General features: G+C 59.5%; 19 protein-coding genes. 3 read left to right on the top strand and 16 right to left on the bottom strand.

Translation table 11 applies throughout. The features are described from left to right. Positions 1–222: 222 nt before the first annotated feature. Together IEX75_RS15175 and IEX75_RS15170 are read left to right on the top strand one after the other, a co-directional pair. The gene (locus tag IEX75_RS15175; RefSeq protein WP_188795121.1) at positions 223–774 is read left to right on the top strand and encodes a carboxymuconolactone decarboxylase family protein; all 552 of its coding nucleotides are present in this window, start codon (positions 223–225) and stop codon (positions 772–774) included. Between the two features lie 253 nt (positions 775–1,027). Continuing rightward, positions 1,028–1,861, top strand: coding sequence for a helix-turn-helix domain-containing protein (locus IEX75_RS15170; RefSeq protein ID WP_188795120.1), 834 nt, complete (start codon positions 1,028–1,030; stop codon positions 1,859–1,861). A gap of 17 nt (positions 1,862–1,878) precedes the next feature. Here IEX75_RS15170 and IEX75_RS15165 read toward each other — a convergent pair whose 3' ends face one another. From IEX75_RS15165 to IEX75_RS15090, 16 genes are all read right to left on the bottom strand, one after another. Then, positions 1,879–2,814 (bottom strand): alpha/beta hydrolase, encoded by a 936-nt coding sequence (locus tag IEX75_RS15165; RefSeq protein ID WP_188795119.1) that lies wholly within the window; start codon positions 2,812–2,814, stop codon positions 1,879–1,881. A 191-nt stretch (positions 2,815–3,005) separates the two neighbouring features. Further along, a complete protein-coding gene (gene pcp, locus IEX75_RS15160) occupies positions 3,006–3,659 on the bottom strand; it encodes a pyroglutamyl-peptidase I (protein WP_188795118.1) in 654 nt (217 codons plus the stop codon). Positions 3,660–3,677: 18 nt separating this feature from the next. Then, the gene (locus IEX75_RS15155; RefSeq protein WP_188795117.1) at positions 3,678–4,646 is read right to left on the bottom strand and encodes a 5-oxoproline transporter, DUF979 family subunit; all 969 of its coding nucleotides are present in this window, start codon (positions 4,644–4,646) and stop codon (positions 3,678–3,680) included. A gap of 2 nt (positions 4,647–4,648) precedes the next feature. After that, positions 4,649–5,326: a DUF969 domain-containing protein gene (locus IEX75_RS15150; RefSeq protein ID WP_188795116.1), complete on the bottom strand. Its 678-nt coding sequence runs from the start codon at positions 5,324–5,326 to the stop codon at positions 4,649–4,651. Then, positions 5,323–6,114 (bottom strand): LamB/YcsF family protein, encoded by a 792-nt coding sequence (locus IEX75_RS15145; RefSeq protein ID WP_188795115.1) that lies wholly within the window; start codon positions 6,112–6,114, stop codon positions 5,323–5,325. Before IEX75_RS15145 ends, IEX75_RS15150 begins: the two co-directional genes overlap by 4 nt. Continuing rightward, on the bottom strand, positions 6,111–7,082 hold the full coding sequence (locus IEX75_RS15140; RefSeq protein WP_188795114.1) for a 5-oxoprolinase subunit C family protein: 972 nt from the start codon (positions 7,080–7,082) through the stop codon (positions 6,111–6,113). The genes IEX75_RS15145 and IEX75_RS15140 overlap by 4 nt, the downstream gene beginning before the upstream one ends. Next, positions 7,079–7,789 (bottom strand): 5-oxoprolinase subunit PxpB, encoded by a 711-nt coding sequence (pxpB, locus tag IEX75_RS15135; RefSeq protein WP_188795113.1) that lies wholly within the window; start codon positions 7,787–7,789, stop codon positions 7,079–7,081. Before pxpB ends, IEX75_RS15140 begins: the two co-directional genes overlap by 4 nt. A 375-nt stretch (positions 7,790–8,164) precedes the next feature. After that, positions 8,165–8,509: an ArsR/SmtB family transcription factor gene (locus tag IEX75_RS15130; RefSeq protein ID WP_229720849.1), complete on the bottom strand. Its 345-nt coding sequence runs from the start codon at positions 8,507–8,509 to the stop codon at positions 8,165–8,167. After that, the gene (locus IEX75_RS15125) at positions 8,506–9,372 is read right to left on the bottom strand and encodes an MBL fold metallo-hydrolase (RefSeq protein WP_188795112.1); all 867 of its coding nucleotides are present in this window, start codon (positions 9,370–9,372) and stop codon (positions 8,506–8,508) included. Before IEX75_RS15125 ends, IEX75_RS15130 begins: the two co-directional genes overlap by 4 nt. 13 nt (positions 9,373–9,385) lie before the next feature. Further along, positions 9,386–9,787 carry a DUF6691 family protein gene (locus tag IEX75_RS15120; protein WP_188795111.1) on the bottom strand — a complete coding sequence of 134 codons (402 nt, stop codon included), beginning with the start codon at positions 9,785–9,787 and terminating at the stop codon, positions 9,386–9,388. Beyond that, positions 9,784–10,212 carry a YeeE/YedE family protein gene (locus tag IEX75_RS15115; RefSeq protein WP_188795110.1) on the bottom strand — a complete coding sequence of 143 codons (429 nt, stop codon included), beginning with the start codon at positions 10,210–10,212 and terminating at the stop codon, positions 9,784–9,786. The genes IEX75_RS15120 and IEX75_RS15115 overlap by 4 nt, the downstream gene beginning before the upstream one ends. 128 nt (positions 10,213–10,340) lie before the next feature. Next, on the bottom strand, positions 10,341–10,904 hold the full coding sequence (locus tag IEX75_RS15110; protein WP_188795109.1) for a DUF8082 domain-containing protein: 564 nt from the start codon (positions 10,902–10,904) through the stop codon (positions 10,341–10,343). A gap of 32 nt (positions 10,905–10,936) precedes the next feature. Next, entirely contained in the window at positions 10,937–12,064 is a 1,128-nt protein-coding gene (locus IEX75_RS15105) for a Cache 3/Cache 2 fusion domain-containing protein (protein WP_188795108.1), read from the bottom strand. A gap of 285 nt (positions 12,065–12,349) precedes the next feature. Then, the gene (locus IEX75_RS24375; protein ID WP_188795107.1) at positions 12,350–13,435 is read right to left on the bottom strand and encodes a GGDEF domain-containing protein; all 1,086 of its coding nucleotides are present in this window, start codon (positions 13,433–13,435) and stop codon (positions 12,350–12,352) included. Positions 13,436–13,636: 201 nt separating this feature from the next. Further along, the gene (locus IEX75_RS15095) at positions 13,637–13,966 is read right to left on the bottom strand and encodes a hypothetical protein (RefSeq protein ID WP_188795106.1); all 330 of its coding nucleotides are present in this window, start codon (positions 13,964–13,966) and stop codon (positions 13,637–13,639) included. 23 nt (positions 13,967–13,989) lie between these two features. After that, a complete protein-coding gene (locus tag IEX75_RS15090) occupies positions 13,990–14,304 on the bottom strand; it encodes a putative quinol monooxygenase (RefSeq protein WP_188795105.1) in 315 nt (104 codons plus the stop codon). A gap of 220 nt (positions 14,305–14,524) precedes the next feature. Here IEX75_RS15090 and IEX75_RS15085 point away from each other — a divergent pair, with 220 nt between their 5' ends. Continuing rightward, on the top strand, positions 14,525–15,481 hold the full coding sequence (locus tag IEX75_RS15085; RefSeq protein WP_188795104.1) for a LysR family transcriptional regulator: 957 nt from the start codon (positions 14,525–14,527) through the stop codon (positions 15,479–15,481). The last annotated feature ends 183 nt before the right edge of the window (positions 15,482–15,664 follow it).

Below are 15,664 nucleotides of genomic sequence, written 5' to 3'. Positions count from 1 at the left end.
GAATCTGGACCCCGATGCTCATGCGCTTGGGGCCAGCATAGTGCGGCCGGGCCGAGGGTGAAAACAGGCGCCGCCCACATGGGCGCCCCGGGATGCCTGCCGTGTGAACAAGCCCCGTTATTACCTCGCACGTAATTGCCGCGATTCCCGAAACAGCCAATGATGCCTTCCAGCCGATGAAAGACATCGGCCCCCATCCATCCCCACTGCGAGACCACCATCATGAAGCCGTTTCCTGTTCACACCATCAACTCCGCGCCCGAAGCAGCGCGCCCTTCACTGGAGGCATTGCAAAACGCTTTCGGAATGATTCCGAATATTGCGGGCGCCATGGCAACCTCGCCCGTGCTTATCGATTGCCTGGTGGGTCTGTTTGGAAAAGTCCATGGAGGAAGCTTCACGGAGGATCAGGTCCAAATCGTTCTACTCACCGATGCAGTCGTTAACGCCAGCCAATGGGCAGTCGCGTTCCATAGTGCGCTCGCGTTGCAGCAAGGCATTGATCACGCCGACGTCGACGCGATACGCGAGGGGCGTCTTCCGAGTGCGCCAAAGCTTGCGGCATTGTCTGCCTTGGCACGCGCGCTGATCGAAAAACGCGGACATCTCACTCAGCAGGAAGCAGGCCAATTCTTGGAAGCCGGCTTCGATAACAGCCATTTACTGGAAGTCATTGGGGTCGTCGCAGCATCAACCATCACCAACTACACTGCCACCATCACTAACCCGCCACTGGAAGAGGCATTCAAGCCATATACCTGGGCGCATCATTGAACTTCACAACCTGGGCATGTCATGTTCCGTCCGTTGATGTCATTCCCTTGAAAACTCGGAAAAACCTTGAGCCGTCGTCCCGGCGCACGCGGGGAGGGCACATGGATGTGCCCTGCTTTGAGGAGCGAGGAAAGCCGGGATCCAGCGACTTTGCTTCACAAACCAAGACGCCAGGCCCCGGCTTTCGCCGGGGCGACGATGGTTTCAGTGCATGCCGGTCGATCCAATCCCCTTAAAACCGCCAAATTCTTTCATGAGCACGTCAAAGAACCCTCACCTTTCAACCCACGTTGAGTTGGGACAACTGCTACGTCATTGGCGGGACGTCCGTGGCAAAAGCCAGATCGAATTGTCGCTCGACACCGGCATATCCCAGCGTCATCTGAGTTTTATTGAAAGCGGGCGAAGCATGGCAAGCCGGCAAGCCTTGCTCAATCTGGCCGAAGCACTGGATGTGCCATTCCGCGACCGTAACGAATTGCTGGTAGCCGCAGGCTTTGCGCCGTTCTACAAAGAAGATGCATGGAACGCTGAAGAAATGGGCAGCGTGATGCACGCCCTGGACCGCATTCTTCGCCATCACGACCCCTTCCCTGCCATCGTCATGGATCGTTATTGGAACGTCTTCATGAGAAACGATGCGGCCATCCGATTCTTCAACGCCTTCATTGACCTCGACGCACGTCCGGAACCACGCAACTTGCTTCACCTCATGTTCGATCCGGCAGGGATGCGGCCGTTCATCATCAACTGGAAAGATACCTCCCAAGCACTGATTCAACGCATTCACCGTGAGGCAGTCGGCCACACGCTGGATCAGCGCACCCAGGAACTTCTCACTTCCTTGCTCGCCTATCCCGACGTTGATCTCGGCTTTCGCACTCCCGAAGCCTTCGACCCTGGTCCCACCTTGCCCATGATTCCACTGAGTTTCGAAAAAGATGGCCAGGTGTTGCGCTACTTTTCGATGATTACGACGGTCGGCACGCCACAAACCATTGCCACGCAGGAGCTACGCATCGAGTCGATGTTTCCTGCCGACGACGTCACCGAGGCGGCACACGGCCAGCTAATCCGGCAGGCTTGAACGCTCGCCCCTTCTTCTCAATCCTGCACGACGCCGATCGTCCGCAACCACACCTCGACCAATTTGGGCCATTCGGTAATGGGAAGCTGCGTCGGCCGCAAACCGAATGCATGCCCGCCATGGGCATACAAGTGCATTTCCACCGGCACGCCGGCCTTCTTGAGTGCCGCGTAGTAGACCAGCGATTGGTCTACGCCATCGACATAGTCGTCTTCTGCCTGCACCAGAAACGTGGGTGGCGTTTCGTGGGTGACGGGAACATTCGAATTCAGGCCGTGAGGAGCCGCCAAATGCCCCGGATAAACCGGTACGGCGAAGTCCGGGCGGCTGCTTTCTTTGTCGGCTGCGTCTACAGGCGTATATAAGCGGCGCTTGAAGTTTGTGCTTACTTCCGCCACCAGATACCCGCCTGCTGAAAAACCAAGCACGCCTATTTTGTGCGGATCAATACCCCATTGCGCCGCATGAAAGCGCACCAACCTTATCGCCCTCTGTGCATCCTCCAAGGGCTGCACCGATAACGCGAAGTTGTCGGGACGACAATCGCATTGCCAGTGATAGGGCACGCTGGGAACGCGATATTTCAGCAGTACGCACGTAATGCCTTGGGACGTCAGCCAGTCACAGGCCTCGGTGCCTTCAAGATCGATAGCGAGGATCTGGAAGCCGCCGCCCGGGAACACCACGACCGCGACACCAGTGTTCTTTCCCTTTGGCGCATAGACGGTCATTGTGGGTTGCGACACATTGCTTACGGCAGTCGCGGGTTTGCCGGCAAGCAGCTCTTTGCTTGTCTGGGCATATTCCGAACCCGGCATGGGCTTGGCGTCAGGTGGCGTATCAGGCCACAAGGGCATCTGCGTGTGTCCTGCAGTGGGTTGCCAGATCGTAGTAGCGGCGTGCAGGCTTCCGCATGCAATGAGCAAACACAGGACAACGGCCCATCGTTTCATGGTGCTTCTCCCCTAAAGTCAGCCGGAGAGCCGTCATTCCAGCGAAAGTGAAGGCGCTTTCGCGAGAATGACGGCCGCAAGGAAATCGCCGTCCTATCCTGCACACCCTGTCGGACTGGCAGCAGCCGTTCCTGTGGAATTTTTCGGGCAAGCCTGTGCACACTTGCGACCAGCTTGCCGGCGACGAAACGTCAGTCGAGCGTACCGGCCCCGAAACGATCGTCGTCACGTCGTGACACCGCGACTTCCAAGACGATCGACAGCGCACGCACTACATCGTCCTTGGGCATGCTCGGCATATTCGCAAAGCGAGCGGCCTGTGATGGAAGGTAAGGAATGTGGATAAAGCCTGCACGCATGTCACGATGCTTCGCCGCGAGATGCAGCATCAGATAGGCCACGTGGTTGCAGACGAAAGTCCCTGCCGTATTCGACACCTCGGCAGGCAAACCCTCGGCAAGCAAAGCCTTGAGCATGGCCTTGATCGGTAACGTGCTGAAGTAAGCCGCGGGGCCATCAGCCACGATGGCTTCGTCAATGGGCTGTGCACCGGCATTGTCCGCCATGCGTGCATCCTGCACGTTGATCGCCACGCGCTCGATGGAAAGACGGCTGCGCCCACCCGCCTGCCCTACGCCCAGCAGGATCGCCGGCTGGACCTCATCCACCAGCAATGCCAAATCACGCTGCGACTCGGCAAACGCCGTCGGCAGCAGGCGCGATATCACGCGATGGCCACCGATATGCTTGCCGTCGAGCACGCGCACGGCTTCCCACGAAGGATTGATGTCTTCGCCACCAAACGGCACGAAGCCAGTAAGCAGGATGAGCGGGTGTTCGTTCATGGCAGATATCTTGTGCGGTCAATGAAAGACCAGCAACCACATGGTAACGAACGTGACGATGAAAATGCCCACAGCACTCCATGCCTGTGCACGGATCACGCCGTAGGGGTTGCGAAGTTCCAGCAGTGCGGCGGGCACCAGGTTGTAGTCGGCTGCCATGGGCGTCAGCAGCGTGCCGCAGTATCCACACAGCATTCCCATGGAGCCGAGGATGGCTGGATTGGCACCGTAGCGTTGTATCAGCAGCGGTAGCCCAATGCCGGCCATCATGACCGGGAAAGCGGCAAAGGCATTGCCCATGATCACCGTGAAAAGCACCATGCCGAGCGCGAACACCAGCAAGCACATGAAGGCATTGCCTTCGGGCAATATCGCGCCCGACAGTGCAGCGATGGCAGTTCCCACGCCGCTCTGCGTGAATACCTCGCCAAGCGCAGCGAGCAGCAACGGCAGCAGGGCGGCCCATCCGATGGCATCGAGTAAACGCCTGCCCTCTGCCAAGCCCACATGCAGCGATGCACGTGCCACATGGGCGGCGGCGAACAGCGCCACCATGCACGCCAATGCGAGCCCGGTCAGTGTCATCTGGGGCTTGGCGAACAGTGCTGACCCACCGATAAAGAGATGCTCTCCGAACAATGCGATCAGCAGCGTTACCAGCGGAATCAGCAAGGCCGGTACAAACAATTGGTGACCAAGGCGCAGGGCAGACGCCAGCCGCGCCGAAGCACTCACTGTTTCCGGATGCGACTGGCGGCGGAGAAACGGTGCCAGCAATGCAAGCGCAATGACCATGCACCCGGCAAACTGGGCAGGCAACGCATGACCTATCTTCTGCTGCGCCAAGACGAAATCGCCTCCGGCAAACAGCACACCCAGCAGCAACCAGAAGGCCGCGCGCGGGTATTGGCGATCACGCAAGTTGCGCCACGCGGTAAACAGCAGGAAGGCCCCAATCAGCCCATACACATAGTCGATGCGCAGCATGCTCAGGCCGCCCTGGCCCGGCGTACGAGGCGGCGCTGGAACAACCAGATACGCAACGACTGTATCCCGAAGGCGGCGATCGCCGTGGGCAATGCCCACAACGCGATGGACAACGGCGTGAGCTCGATGCCGTGTTGCGCGTAGAAACCCTGGATAAGCAGCACGGCGCCCAGCGCAATAAACACGTCTTCGCCAAAGAAGCGGCCGATATTGTCAGTCGCCGCAGCGACGGCGCGCACCTCATCGCGATCGGTGTCGCTCAGGTGCGGGTGAATCTTCTCCGCGGCAGCCTCGGCCATGGGCGCCAGCAGCGGACGCACCGTTTGCGCCGCACCGGCAACACCGGTGAGGCCCAGCATCGCCAGCCCTTCGCGCACCAGCAGGTAACCGATCAACAGGCGCGCGAGCGTGAGCCCGCGCAACCGTCCCATCCATTGCTGGGCATGCTCACGCAATCCGGCATGTTCCAGCAGGCCGATGGCAGGCAGGGTGAGCACGAACAGCAACAGCACGCGCGAGGAAACGAAACTCCTGCCCAATAGCGCCAACAGATCGAGCGGATGCAATCCGGCCAGCAAACCACTGACGAGCGCTGCGCAAACCACCACAGGGATCGCGTTGAATCGCAGCGCAAAGCCGATGACGATGACCACGACGCCCAACAGCGGCCAGTAATTCATGCATGCCTCTCCATGCCATGCGGGGGTGCAATGCCGATGTCGGCGGCTTCCAGTGCGGCACGCAGCTGGCGCGCGAAATCCACGGCATGCGCGCCGTCGCCATGCACGCACAAGGTGTCGGCCTGCAGCGCGACGATGCTGCCGTCGATGGCGCGCACATGTCCTTCGCGTGCCATCGCCATCGCCTGGGCGATAGCTTCATCGCTTTCCTGGATCAGCGCGTCCGGTTCGCGCCGCGATTGCAACGTGCCATCGGAACAATAGCGGCGATCGGCAAACGCCTCGGCAGCAACCGGTAGGCCCACTGCCCTGCCCGCATCGATCAGTGCCGAATTGGCGAGGCCGAACAAGCACAGTGATCGATCAAAATCATGCACGGCACGTGCGATGGCCGCCGCCAGTTTCGCGTCGCGCGCTGCCATGTTGTACAGCGCGCCATGCGGCTTCACATGGTGCAACCGCGTGCCGGCCGCTTGCACAAATCCGTGCAATGCGCCGATCTGGTACAGCGTGAGCGCATAGGCTTCGTTCGGCGTCACCGCCATCTCGCGGCGGCCGAAACCCTGTAGATCCGGCAGCGACACGTGGGCGCCCATCGCCACGTCATGCTGCACGGCCATGGCCACGGTGCCACGCATGATGTCCGGATCGCCACCGTGAAAGCCACAGGCGATATTGGCCGAGCTGACGATGGCAAGCAGTGCGGCGTCGTTGCCCATGCGCCACGCGCCGAAGGATTCACCCAGGTCGCTGTTGATATCGATGGTCTTGGCGAAGGGGTTTTTCATGTGGATTCCAGCCGTTGTTCGATGCGTTGAAGCAGACGTCGCAGCGATACGTCGCGATCGCGAAGGCGCTGCCATGCCTCATCCATGGAAGTCTCGCGGAAATATACGCCATTGCCCGGCCGACGCTGACCGATACGTGGAAGATCCACCGCGGCGAGCTGGCCGATGCGTGGATAGCCACCCGTAACCGGCGCTTCGGCCAGCAGCAGAATCGGCTGCCCCGAGGGCGGCAGCTGTAGCGTGCCAGGCAGCGTGGCTTCGGATATCAGTTCCAACGGCTCGCGCAGTCGCAGCGGCGTGCCGTCCAGCCGGTTGCCGGTACGGTTGCTGTCCTTGCTGATCAGGAAGCGTTGCGCAAACAGTGCGCGCTGCGACGCGTCGTCGAGTGCCGCGTAGTGATGTCCGCGCACCAACGCCAACGGTGCCTGTGCATAGTCGAGCCATGGCTGTGGATCGAGACCCCAGCGCAGCGCCCGTATCTGTTTGCCGGAACGAAACCAGCGCGCACCCGCGTGCGCGCCGATGGACAAGATGTCGCCGGCCTGGATGGCTCGACCCATGCGTGCGTGCAGATCGGTACTGCGGCTACCGAGCACAGGCTCGCCGTCGAAGCCACCCTTTACCGCGAGATAGCTGCGGCAGCCATGGCGCATGACGCCAAGACGAAGCACGGTGCCTGCGGGCAGAAAGCAGCTCGTCCACAACGGCAAGCGCTGGCCATCCGCGCGCGCTTCGAGGATTCCGCCCGTGATGGCAATCACTGCACTCTGCCGGAAACGCAGGGTGGGACCGGCCAGCGTGATCTCCAGCGCGGCCTCTTCATCCCTGTTGCCCACCAGCGCATTGGCGAGGCGCCACGATGGCTCATCCATCGCACCCGCGCGACCCACGCCAAGTGCGGCATGACCGCGGCGTCCCGCATCTTGCAGGCTGCTGAGCAGGCCGGGTTTGATGACTTCAATACTCATGTCGCTGCGGCGAAGCGTCGATACTCGTGCCCGTCAATCGCCCGAAAGCGAACACGGTCACCCGGGAGCAACAAGGACGGCGCACCAGCCGTCGCATCGAACAGCCGCAACGGCGTACGGCCGATCAATTGCCACCCGCCAGGCAATGCCTGTGGATAGATGCCTGTCTGTTGTCCGCCGATAGCCACACTGCCGGCTGGCACGCTGGTACGTGGACTACTTCGCCGCGGCATGGCCAACGCGGGATCGAGGCCAAGCAGATAAGGAAACCCCGGCGCGAAGCCGAGCATGGCAACGCGATAAGTCGGGGCGGTATGGCGTGCAATGATTTCTTCCGGCGACAGTTGCGTGTGCGCCGCGACATCGTGCAGATCTTCGCCTGCTTCCCCGCCGTAGCAAACAGGAATGATCAGCTCACGCGGTGCCGTTTCCGATGCACCTGCCTGTTGCAGAGCAGCGTCGATGGCGCCGCGCAAGCGCTGCCCGGAAAAATCGCCGTCATTATCCAGCCAGCGCATCGGATCAAAGCGCAGCAGCAAACTTGCATAGGCAGGTACGCATTCCACATCGGCAAGTCCCGATCGAAGCCTGGCCGCCGCTGCATGCACGCGCGCATTCACGTCGATATCGATGGTGCCACCAAGACGCAAAAGCCATGCGTCTTCCGCGAGCGGTTCGATTTGCATGGGCGGCCAGGCCTGCGTCATGCATCCCATCCTAATGCGATCGAGTCTTCGAGAGTGACAGCTCACTTCTGTTCATCATACGAAGTTCCTTGACGTGTTTCTCAATACAAAAAAACGTCGTTCGCTGCGGAAAAATTCAATCCTACCTCACCGTCATTCCGGCGAAGGCCGGAATCCATGCTCCGTATTGACGATGGATTCCGGTCTTCGCCGGAATGACGGTGAGGTACTACGAAACTTCCCCGGACAGCAGTGGACCTTCGCCGGAATGATGATTCGCGCTGAAACTGTATTGACGCGAAATTCGGTTCTTGCCGGAATGATAAAAAAACGTGGAGATACCTCAGCCTCAGCCGCTGCGCTAGTGAAGGCGACGTTTCTGGCACTTGCAGCTGTTTATTTCTTGCAGAGCACGTCATGAAGCGCCGCCATCAACGCGTGAACGCGCTCATCGCTGATGTCATAGAAAATCGACTGCCCTTCACGACGCCCCTTGATGAGACCCTCGCGGCGCAGCAAGGCCAGGTGCTGTGACACCACGCTTTGCGCAACGTCCAGATTCTCGGCCAGTTCGTTGACCGAACGCTCGCCGTCCACCATTTGGCACAGAAGCAGCAAGCGGTTCTGGTTGCCGATGGCCTTGAGCATGGCGACGACGTCATCGGCGCGGCGTTGCATGGCCCGGATATCCAGCCCGCCTGCCTGCTGCTGACGAGACGTGTTGGTGGTGGTTTTCTTCATAGCGCATCCAGCGGCAGCTTGAGGTAGCGAAGACCATTGTCCTCGGGAGGCGGCAAGTGTCCCGCGCACATGTTGACTTGCACCGATGGAAGCAACAGGCGCGGCATGGCCAGCGTGGCATCCCGCGCTGTGCGCATGCGCACAAACTCCTCTTCGGTCACACCTTCATGCAGATGGATATTGTTTTGTTTCTGCTCGCCTATCGTCGTTGCGTATCCATAGGTGTCGCGCCCGAGCGGCTTATAGTCATGGCACAAAAAAACCCGGGTATCGTCCGGCAATTCGAACAGCTTGCGGGAAGATCGATACAACGTAGCGGCATCGCCGCCTGGAAAATCGCAGCGTGCGGAGCCATAGTCGGGCATGAACAGCGTATCGCCCACGAAAGCAGCGTCGCCGATCACATGCGTCATGCAGGCCGGTGTGTGGCCGGGCGTGTGAAACGCGATGGCCTCGATATTGCCGAGGCGGTAGCGTTCTCCATCCTTGAACAGATGGCCGAATTGGCTGCCGTCGCGCCGGAATGCCGTGCCGGCGTTGAATAAGCCACCGAACACCAGCTGCACATCCACGATGTGCTCACCAATACCGATGGTTCCGCCCAAACGCGTTTGCAGATACGGTGCTGCCGACAGGTGATCGGCGTGCACATGGGTTTCTATCAGCCAGGCCACCGATAAACGCATGTCTTGCACGAAGGCGGCCATGGCATCCGCCGAAGCACGGCCCGTGCGTCCGGAGGCCGGATCGAAATCGAGCACGCTATCGATGATCGCCGCCTCACGCGTTGCCGGATCCCAAGCCACGTAACTGAAGGTGTTGCTAGCCGCATCGAAAAAAGCCTTGATCTCTGGCGCAGTCATAAATGGGTTCCTTTCAAATGCGATCAGCAAACCGCCAGCCCACGAGCATCGCGACAACCAGCGCCCACACCGGCAACAGGCCGCTTGCCAGCGACACCAGGGCCGGGCCCGGGCAATAGCCGGCAAGCCCCCAGCCGATGCCAAACAGCGCTGCGCCGGCCACAAGACGCACATCGATACGGCGGCTTTCCGGCAGGCGAAAACCATCGGCCAACCATGGCGCGGATCGCCGCCATACCCAGCGGTAGCCGATCATCGTGACCGGGACCGCCGCCATCATCACGAACAGCAAGCGGGGGTCCCATGCCCCGGCCACGTCCAGAAAACCCAACACCACGGCGGGTTGCGCCATCCCACTGAGCACAAGGCCCACGCCAAATATCAGGCCTGCCAATCCGGCTATCAGGCATTTCATGCGGGCAAGCCTCCCAACACGTGCCGCACCACGTAAACCGTGGCGATGGCAACCGACATGAACACGACGGTTGCCAGCATGGAGCGTGACGACAGACGGGCCATCCCGCATACGCCGTGGCCGCTGGTACAACCGCTGCCCAGTTTTGTGCCCACCCCGACCAGCAAGCCGGCCGCCACCATCCAGGGCCAGCCCACCTGGGGTACTCCCACATGGATATCTGGCCACCAGCGCAAAAACACGGGCGCCGTGGCAAGCCCGAAGACGAAGCACACACGCCAAGCGCGATCGCCTGCCAACGTACGCGACAGCAGGCCTGCCGCAATGCCGCTGATGCCCGCAATGCGCCCTAGCGTGCCCATCAACAGCACGGCAGACAGTCCGATCAGACCACCGCCAAGGGCGGCAAAGAGCCAGGGATGCATAGAAACATTCGAATATTAGATTTATCTAATATAATGCGCCATCGAACACTCGGCAAGCTTGAAACAAGCCCCGGCTATTCGATCGAGATTCGCCGTACACGCGGCGCGTGGTGGTGCCACGCCGCGCATCAACCCCTGGCCAAGGCTGAACGCACTTCTTCCATGAATCGCCGGATTTCTTCCGGCGTGGAAAGATTCGAGCCAATCTGCTCCAGCACCTGATCCATGTTGCCGGAACTGGAAAACGCTTCATCGCAGATCAGCGTACCGATGGGACCCAGGTAGGTCAGCGTCACCTTTTCGACTATTTCGCGGCTTGCTTCGGCATCCGTTTTAGGTGGCGCACTGGGCGCGGCGGCTGGTGCCACGCGCTGTTGCACGGCCTTGTCGCTTTCGAAACCGCCAAGCAGCCATTGCAAGGCAGCCTCACCCAACGGTGTCCTGCCCGCGGACGCATCGAACTTGCCCGGCTGAAACCGGGCGCGGGCGGCCGATACGCCGGCCAGCTGCTTGACGGCCTCGTCGCTGCGGTAACGGCTGAACGTCACCTCGTCCACCTGGCCGTTACGCAGCAAAATCATGGACGAGTGATTGCTTTCGGTAGCAATAAAGAAGTGACCGGACACCTTCTTTTGCACGAGCCTTTGCAACTCGCGCAATACCTCGATCAGTGGCCGAAATTCGGTAACCATCTTCGTTTCCCGTAAAGTTCAGGAAATATAGCTCAGCGCTTGCTAAGCCGATCCATAGCCAATCGAACACTGTTGGCCAAACGCGCAATGGCCTTGGCTAACGTGCCGATCTCATCCTTGAGTTTGACCTCTTCGATGACGTTATTCATCTTGCCCATGCTCAACGCGTCGGCCACCTCGGTCAGGCGCTTGATCGGCCGCAGCACGCGGCTCTCAATCAGCACGTACTGCAAGCCCAGCAACAGCAGACAGATCACCACGCCGATCAGGCTGATCCAGATCGTTTGGCGGATGATGGCGCTGTCGATGTCACTGTTCGGGTAAGCCGCTACCAGGGTGAAACCCCAGTTGGGAACGTCGCGCTTTTGCACCGTCCAGTCGGATGGCTGTTCCTGGATGATTTTGTTGATGAACGCCGGGTCGGCGGCGGCGCCCTCATTGGAGTGGAAGCGCAGCTTGCCCTTGCTGTCGAGCATGGCGATAAAGCCGGAATCCAGCACGCGGCTGTTGCTGACGACTTTGCTGAGGGCATCCAGGTCCGTCTTGTAGCCCACGTACCAGATGCCGATCGGCTTGTCGTGATTGCCATCATAGATGGGCTCATAACCCGTCACGTACGGCGAGCCAAGAATATCCACGACACCGTAAAAGCTGAGGCCCTTGCGGATCTCCCCGATCACCTGACCATTCGGGTCAAGCATGGTGCCCACGGCACGGTCACCGTTGTCCTTCTTCACATTGGTGGTTACACGAACAAAGTCATTGCCGGCTGCGGTAAACAGCGTGGCCGTACCACCCATGATGGCCGTTACGCTGTCGACGATCTGGAACTGATTGCCCTGCGGCTTGCCGCCAAATAGCAAATCATTGACCTGACGGCCATCCACGGTAATGGGCTGACCCACGCCGGGAGTACCCTGATCGTCGGTTTCCTGGCGCAGCAAGTGCATGGAGCTGCGTACGCGATCCAACATGATGGAATGCGTGACGCTGAAAATGCTGAGCAACCCGCGACTCTGATTCTCAATCGCGTTTTGCGCTTCAACGCGGACGCGATTGGCCTCAACCCAGGCCAATGCAATAACCGTCGCAACGACCGACGCCAGAACTAAAGCCAGCACGGGCAATAACAGGCGCGCCCGCAATGAGTCTTTGAACATCCAAATTCCCCTTGATGTGTCGGGCTTTACCAGCCGACTAAATACCGCAGGTACTTTACCGCCCTGGGCATTGAGATGATGTGCTTCCGTGTGAGTTTTCTATTCGAGGCAAGGAAGGTTTTGCGTCATGCCTCATCGAAGAGGACCTTCCATGCGTCACACGAATGAAATAATTCTCGAGGCTTTTGCCCCTCTCTAAGACTGCTTGAACGAAAAGGATATAGGAATGTCCGCAAGGGACAAAGAGCGGGTTATTTCAGGCCAGCCGAATCCTGCGAAATGATGTCACTCGATGACGGGCCATTCGTAGCGGGCAACAATTTTACCAACCGGCACCGATGACGACGCATTGCGCTTCCGTGACCGTTTGATGGCGTCCATCGCCGCATCGGCTTTGTCCAGCAGCGCTTGGGCACTGAAGCAACCCGGCTCGGCCACAACGACGCCGACGCTCGCGCCGTCGTAGTCGACAAGCGCGGTATCCAGCTTGAAGCGGCCCCGTGTGGCACCCTCCAATCGCCGGGATAACGCGGCCGCGGCTTCGTTGGCTTTCGCACGCTGCTCCACGGCCAGTACGGCAAATTCGTCGCCGGCAATGCGTGCAGCCATGTCGCTGTCGCGCAGCATCCGTCGAAGCCGCTTCGCCACCGTCTGCAGGAACTGGTCACCAGCCTCGTGCCCGTGCCGGTCATTGATCGGCTTGAAGTTATCCAGGTCGATAAAGGCCACGATCAACGCCTGATCGTTTTGATGCGATACAAGGCGCCGCTGCATGTCCTCCAGCAAGGCCCGCCGATTGGGCAACTGCGTTACCGCATCGGTCAACGCCATCGCGGCCAGCGAGCTGTTGGCCTGCTGCAAGGCGGCAAGCAATCGCTCCCGGTCAACCTGCTGACTGATCAATTGGGCGAACAACGCCAAGCCATGGACCGCCGTTTCAGAGAGCGGCCTGCGCTCGTTGCTGGCGGCGCACAAGGTGCCGAAAAGCTCGCCGCCTTTTTCGCGGACCGGGGCGCTCGCATAGGCAACTATCCCCAGCGATCGAGCGACCTCGCAATCTGCCCAATAACTCCCGACGTCATCCATATGGAACCGGCCTTGATCCAAGGCACGTTTGCTAAGGGTGCCCGCCCAGGGCGTCGACAAACCTTCTGGAATGGTCAGGCGATGGGTGTTGCGGGCGTATAGAACGCGAAGGACACCCTCGGGCTCGTCCAGTTTGGTCAGATACGTCGACTCCATCCCCGTGACCGTCTGCAGGAGTTCGAGCAGTGGCCGGGCCAGCGCCTCCAGCGTATGGGCGTGGGCAATGGTGGCGGCCAATGCACCAAAGAGGTTGGATGGAACGGGGGTACGGGTGAGCTGGCTCATATGACAGGAATATCGGCCGCCTGCGGAAGCCCTGAAGCCACGCAAGTCGACTGTCATATTTATCAATGAGTTAAGAGGGGCAGCCGTTGGATGTCGTTTGCGCCCTGCCGTATCGCTGATCCGGCGCAAACCCATTGCCACGCTGCCCGACTGTCGATCCGAGGCCGCATCATGGGCGCGCGTCGAGACAGGCACTAACCATCAACAGTCCGCAAGGATGTCGATCAAATACTTTTCGAGCTTGTCGCCCTGCCCGTTTTCCAGGGCTTCCCGCGGCGTGAGCCCTTCAAGCGCCACCAGTGCATCGTTCTGCCACCAATCCAGCACGCATCGCATGTCGGGTTCGATGCGCGAGGCCAAGATCCAAATACGCTCGCACCGTTTCTTCATATCCTGGCCGGCGCCAGGGACTGCGCTACCCGCTGCGGATAAATAGGCCGGCAACGCAAGCAACCATGCTTCCAGATCATGGTCATTGGCAGCCATCATCAGCCAGACTTCCTTACACCGTGTTACGTTGCCCACGCGCATGAAAAGATGCATCGCGTAATACGTCAGGCCGTCGGCGAAGCCGACTTCACGGACGTAAGCTCGTAGTGCTGCATTTCTTCGATCTGGCTGACATACGGCTTTATGGCGGAAAAGAACCTGCGGAACGCATCGCTGTTTCGAAAGCCCTGCATATGCCCGTCGACGGAGTCCCACTCGATGCGCAAGACGTATCGACCGGGCTCGTCCAGGCACCGGGACAGCTCATAGCCCCCGCAATGATCCGATACTTCAAGGGCTTCCGCAGCAACGCCATAATCCGTTTCGAACGCTTGGATATCTTTGGACGGAATCTTGTAACGAATGTATTCGACAACCATCGCTTGCTCCTGATCCAGCGCGCATCATCTAACGTGCGATGTTCGACACACAGTTTTCCGAAAAAGTTCTTTCCCTGCGGGAGAGAAGCAGACTTGCGCACATCGGCCGAACGGCCACCGTTTTCATCGACAAGAAGCTGTTACCGTGCCAATTCTCACTGTGGTGACTCTCCTCGTCTATGCTAGCCAACGTTGAAACAGTTGTGAGTCAGAGGAACAAATGAACACCTCCAGCAATGACTCCATCGACCTTCTCAAGGCCCTAAAAATGTTTACGCTCGTCTATGAGCTCGGCAACTTTTCTGCCGCGGCTCGTTTGCTGAGCATCACGCCTGGCGCCGTCAGCAAACAAATCGGCGCGCTTGAAGACGTACTTGGCTGCCGTCTGTTCCAACGCACAACGCGGCAGCTTTCGATTACTGAGGAAGGGCAGCGTCTATACGCGCTGATACAACAACCCGCACAACAGATCGAAGATGCCATCGCAACGCTTTCATCCGACGAAGGCCGCCCCAAGGGAACCGTGAAGGTTTCGCTGCCTATTGCTTTCAGCCGAACCGTGCTGCTTCCTTCGTTGGTTCGGTTCCGCGAGCGTTTTCCTGACATAACGCTCGACCTGCATTTCGAAAACCGGCATGTCGACCTCATTTCCGAAGGTTTCGATTGCGCGATCGGGCAAAGGCATGAGACGGAATCCAGCGTCATCGCACGCCACCTTGCTCCTTTGACGCTTATCCTCTGCGCCTCACCCGCCTACCTCAGGCGCCATGGCAAGGTTTCATCCATCGAGGGCATGGAAGATCACCAGCTCATCGTGTTTCGCTCGCCCACCACGGGCCGAATCGAAACATGGAAATTGCACGAACAGGGCAAAGAGCACGTTATTCAACCGCGCTCGCGATTGATCGTCACCGACACGGAAGCCCAGGCCGAACTTGCCGCCACCGGTTGCGGCATCACGCTGATCGGCGCACATCACGCGTATCCGCTGATCGCTTCCGGCAAGTTGAAGCAAGTACTTCCGCATCTATCGGCTCGGCGAAGCGACATTTGCATTTACTATCCCGCCAGGAAGAATCTGCCTCGCCGCGTGTCGACGTTTGTTGAATTCGTCATCAGCGAGGCGCGCAAGAATGATGTTGTTCGGCATGTGGAAGGCTTGACGCCGAATCCATGAATCGACATCGGCAGGATACATACGCCGAGATGTCGACAAGCGTCATTCGCCGCCAAAAGCCAGTCTTGCCTTATCGTCATTCCGGCGAAGGCCGGAATCCATGCTTCGTACCGGCGATGGATTCCGGCCTTCGCCGGAATGACGGTGAGGCAACCTGAAAGATCGCCGTTAAACCAGGCAACT

The sequence above is a fragment of the Dyella nitratireducens genome, from assembly GCF_014642835.1.
In the GTDB taxonomy this organism is placed as follows: Bacteria; Pseudomonadota; Gammaproteobacteria; order Xanthomonadales; family Rhodanobacteraceae; genus Dyella_B; species Dyella_B nitratireducens.
Note: the sequence above shows the minus strand (reverse complement) of the source record. Positions and strands in the feature narration are given on the sequence as shown.

Coding starts and splice junctions, on each gene's coding strand:
- IEX75_RS15175 (WP_188795121.1), top strand. CDS start 223: ATGAAGCCGTTTCCTGTTCACACCATCAACTCCGCGCCCGAAGCAGCG.
- IEX75_RS15170 (WP_188795120.1), top strand. CDS start 1,028: ATGAGCACGTCAAAGAACCCTCACCTTTCAACCCACGTTGAGTTGGGA.
- IEX75_RS15165 (WP_188795119.1), bottom strand. CDS start 2,814: ATGAAACGATGGGCCGTTGTCCTGTGTTTGCTCATTGCATGCGGAAGC.
- pcp (WP_188795118.1), bottom strand. CDS start 3,659: ATGAACGAACACCCGCTCATCCTGCTTACTGGCTTCGTGCCGTTTGGT.
- IEX75_RS15155 (WP_188795117.1), bottom strand. CDS start 4,646: ATGCTGCGCATCGACTATGTGTATGGGCTGATTGGGGCCTTCCTGCTG.
- IEX75_RS15150 (WP_188795116.1), bottom strand. CDS start 5,326: ATGAATTACTGGCCGCTGTTGGGCGTCGTGGTCATCGTCATCGGCTTT.
- IEX75_RS15145 (WP_188795115.1), bottom strand. CDS start 6,114: ATGAAAAACCCCTTCGCCAAGACCATCGATATCAACAGCGACCTGGGT.
- IEX75_RS15140 (WP_188795114.1), bottom strand. CDS start 7,082: ATGAGTATTGAAGTCATCAAACCCGGCCTGCTCAGCAGCCTGCAAGAT.
- pxpB (WP_188795113.1), bottom strand. CDS start 7,789: ATGACGCAGGCCTGGCCGCCCATGCAAATCGAACCGCTCGCGGAAGAC.
- IEX75_RS15130 (WP_229720849.1), bottom strand. CDS start 8,509: ATGAAGAAAACCACCACCAACACGTCTCGTCAGCAGCAGGCAGGCGGG.
- IEX75_RS15125 (WP_188795112.1), bottom strand. CDS start 9,372: ATGACTGCGCCAGAGATCAAGGCTTTTTTCGATGCGGCTAGCAACACC.
- IEX75_RS15120 (WP_188795111.1), bottom strand. CDS start 9,787: ATGAAATGCCTGATAGCCGGATTGGCAGGCCTGATATTTGGCGTGGGC.
- IEX75_RS15115 (WP_188795110.1), bottom strand. CDS start 10,212: ATGCATCCCTGGCTCTTTGCCGCCCTTGGCGGTGGTCTGATCGGACTG.
- IEX75_RS15110 (WP_188795109.1), bottom strand. CDS start 10,904: ATGGTTACCGAATTTCGGCCACTGATCGAGGTATTGCGCGAGTTGCAA.
- IEX75_RS15105 (WP_188795108.1), bottom strand. CDS start 12,064: ATGTTCAAAGACTCATTGCGGGCGCGCCTGTTATTGCCCGTGCTGGCT.
- IEX75_RS24375 (WP_188795107.1), bottom strand. CDS start 13,435: ATGAGCCAGCTCACCCGTACCCCCGTTCCATCCAACCTCTTTGGTGCA.
- IEX75_RS15095 (WP_188795106.1), bottom strand. CDS start 13,966: ATGCGCGTGGGCAACGTAACACGGTGTAAGGAAGTCTGGCTGATGATG.
- IEX75_RS15090 (WP_188795105.1), bottom strand. CDS start 14,304: ATGGTTGTCGAATACATTCGTTACAAGATTCCGTCCAAAGATATCCAA.
- IEX75_RS15085 (WP_188795104.1), top strand. CDS start 14,525: ATGAACACCTCCAGCAATGACTCCATCGACCTTCTCAAGGCCCTAAAA.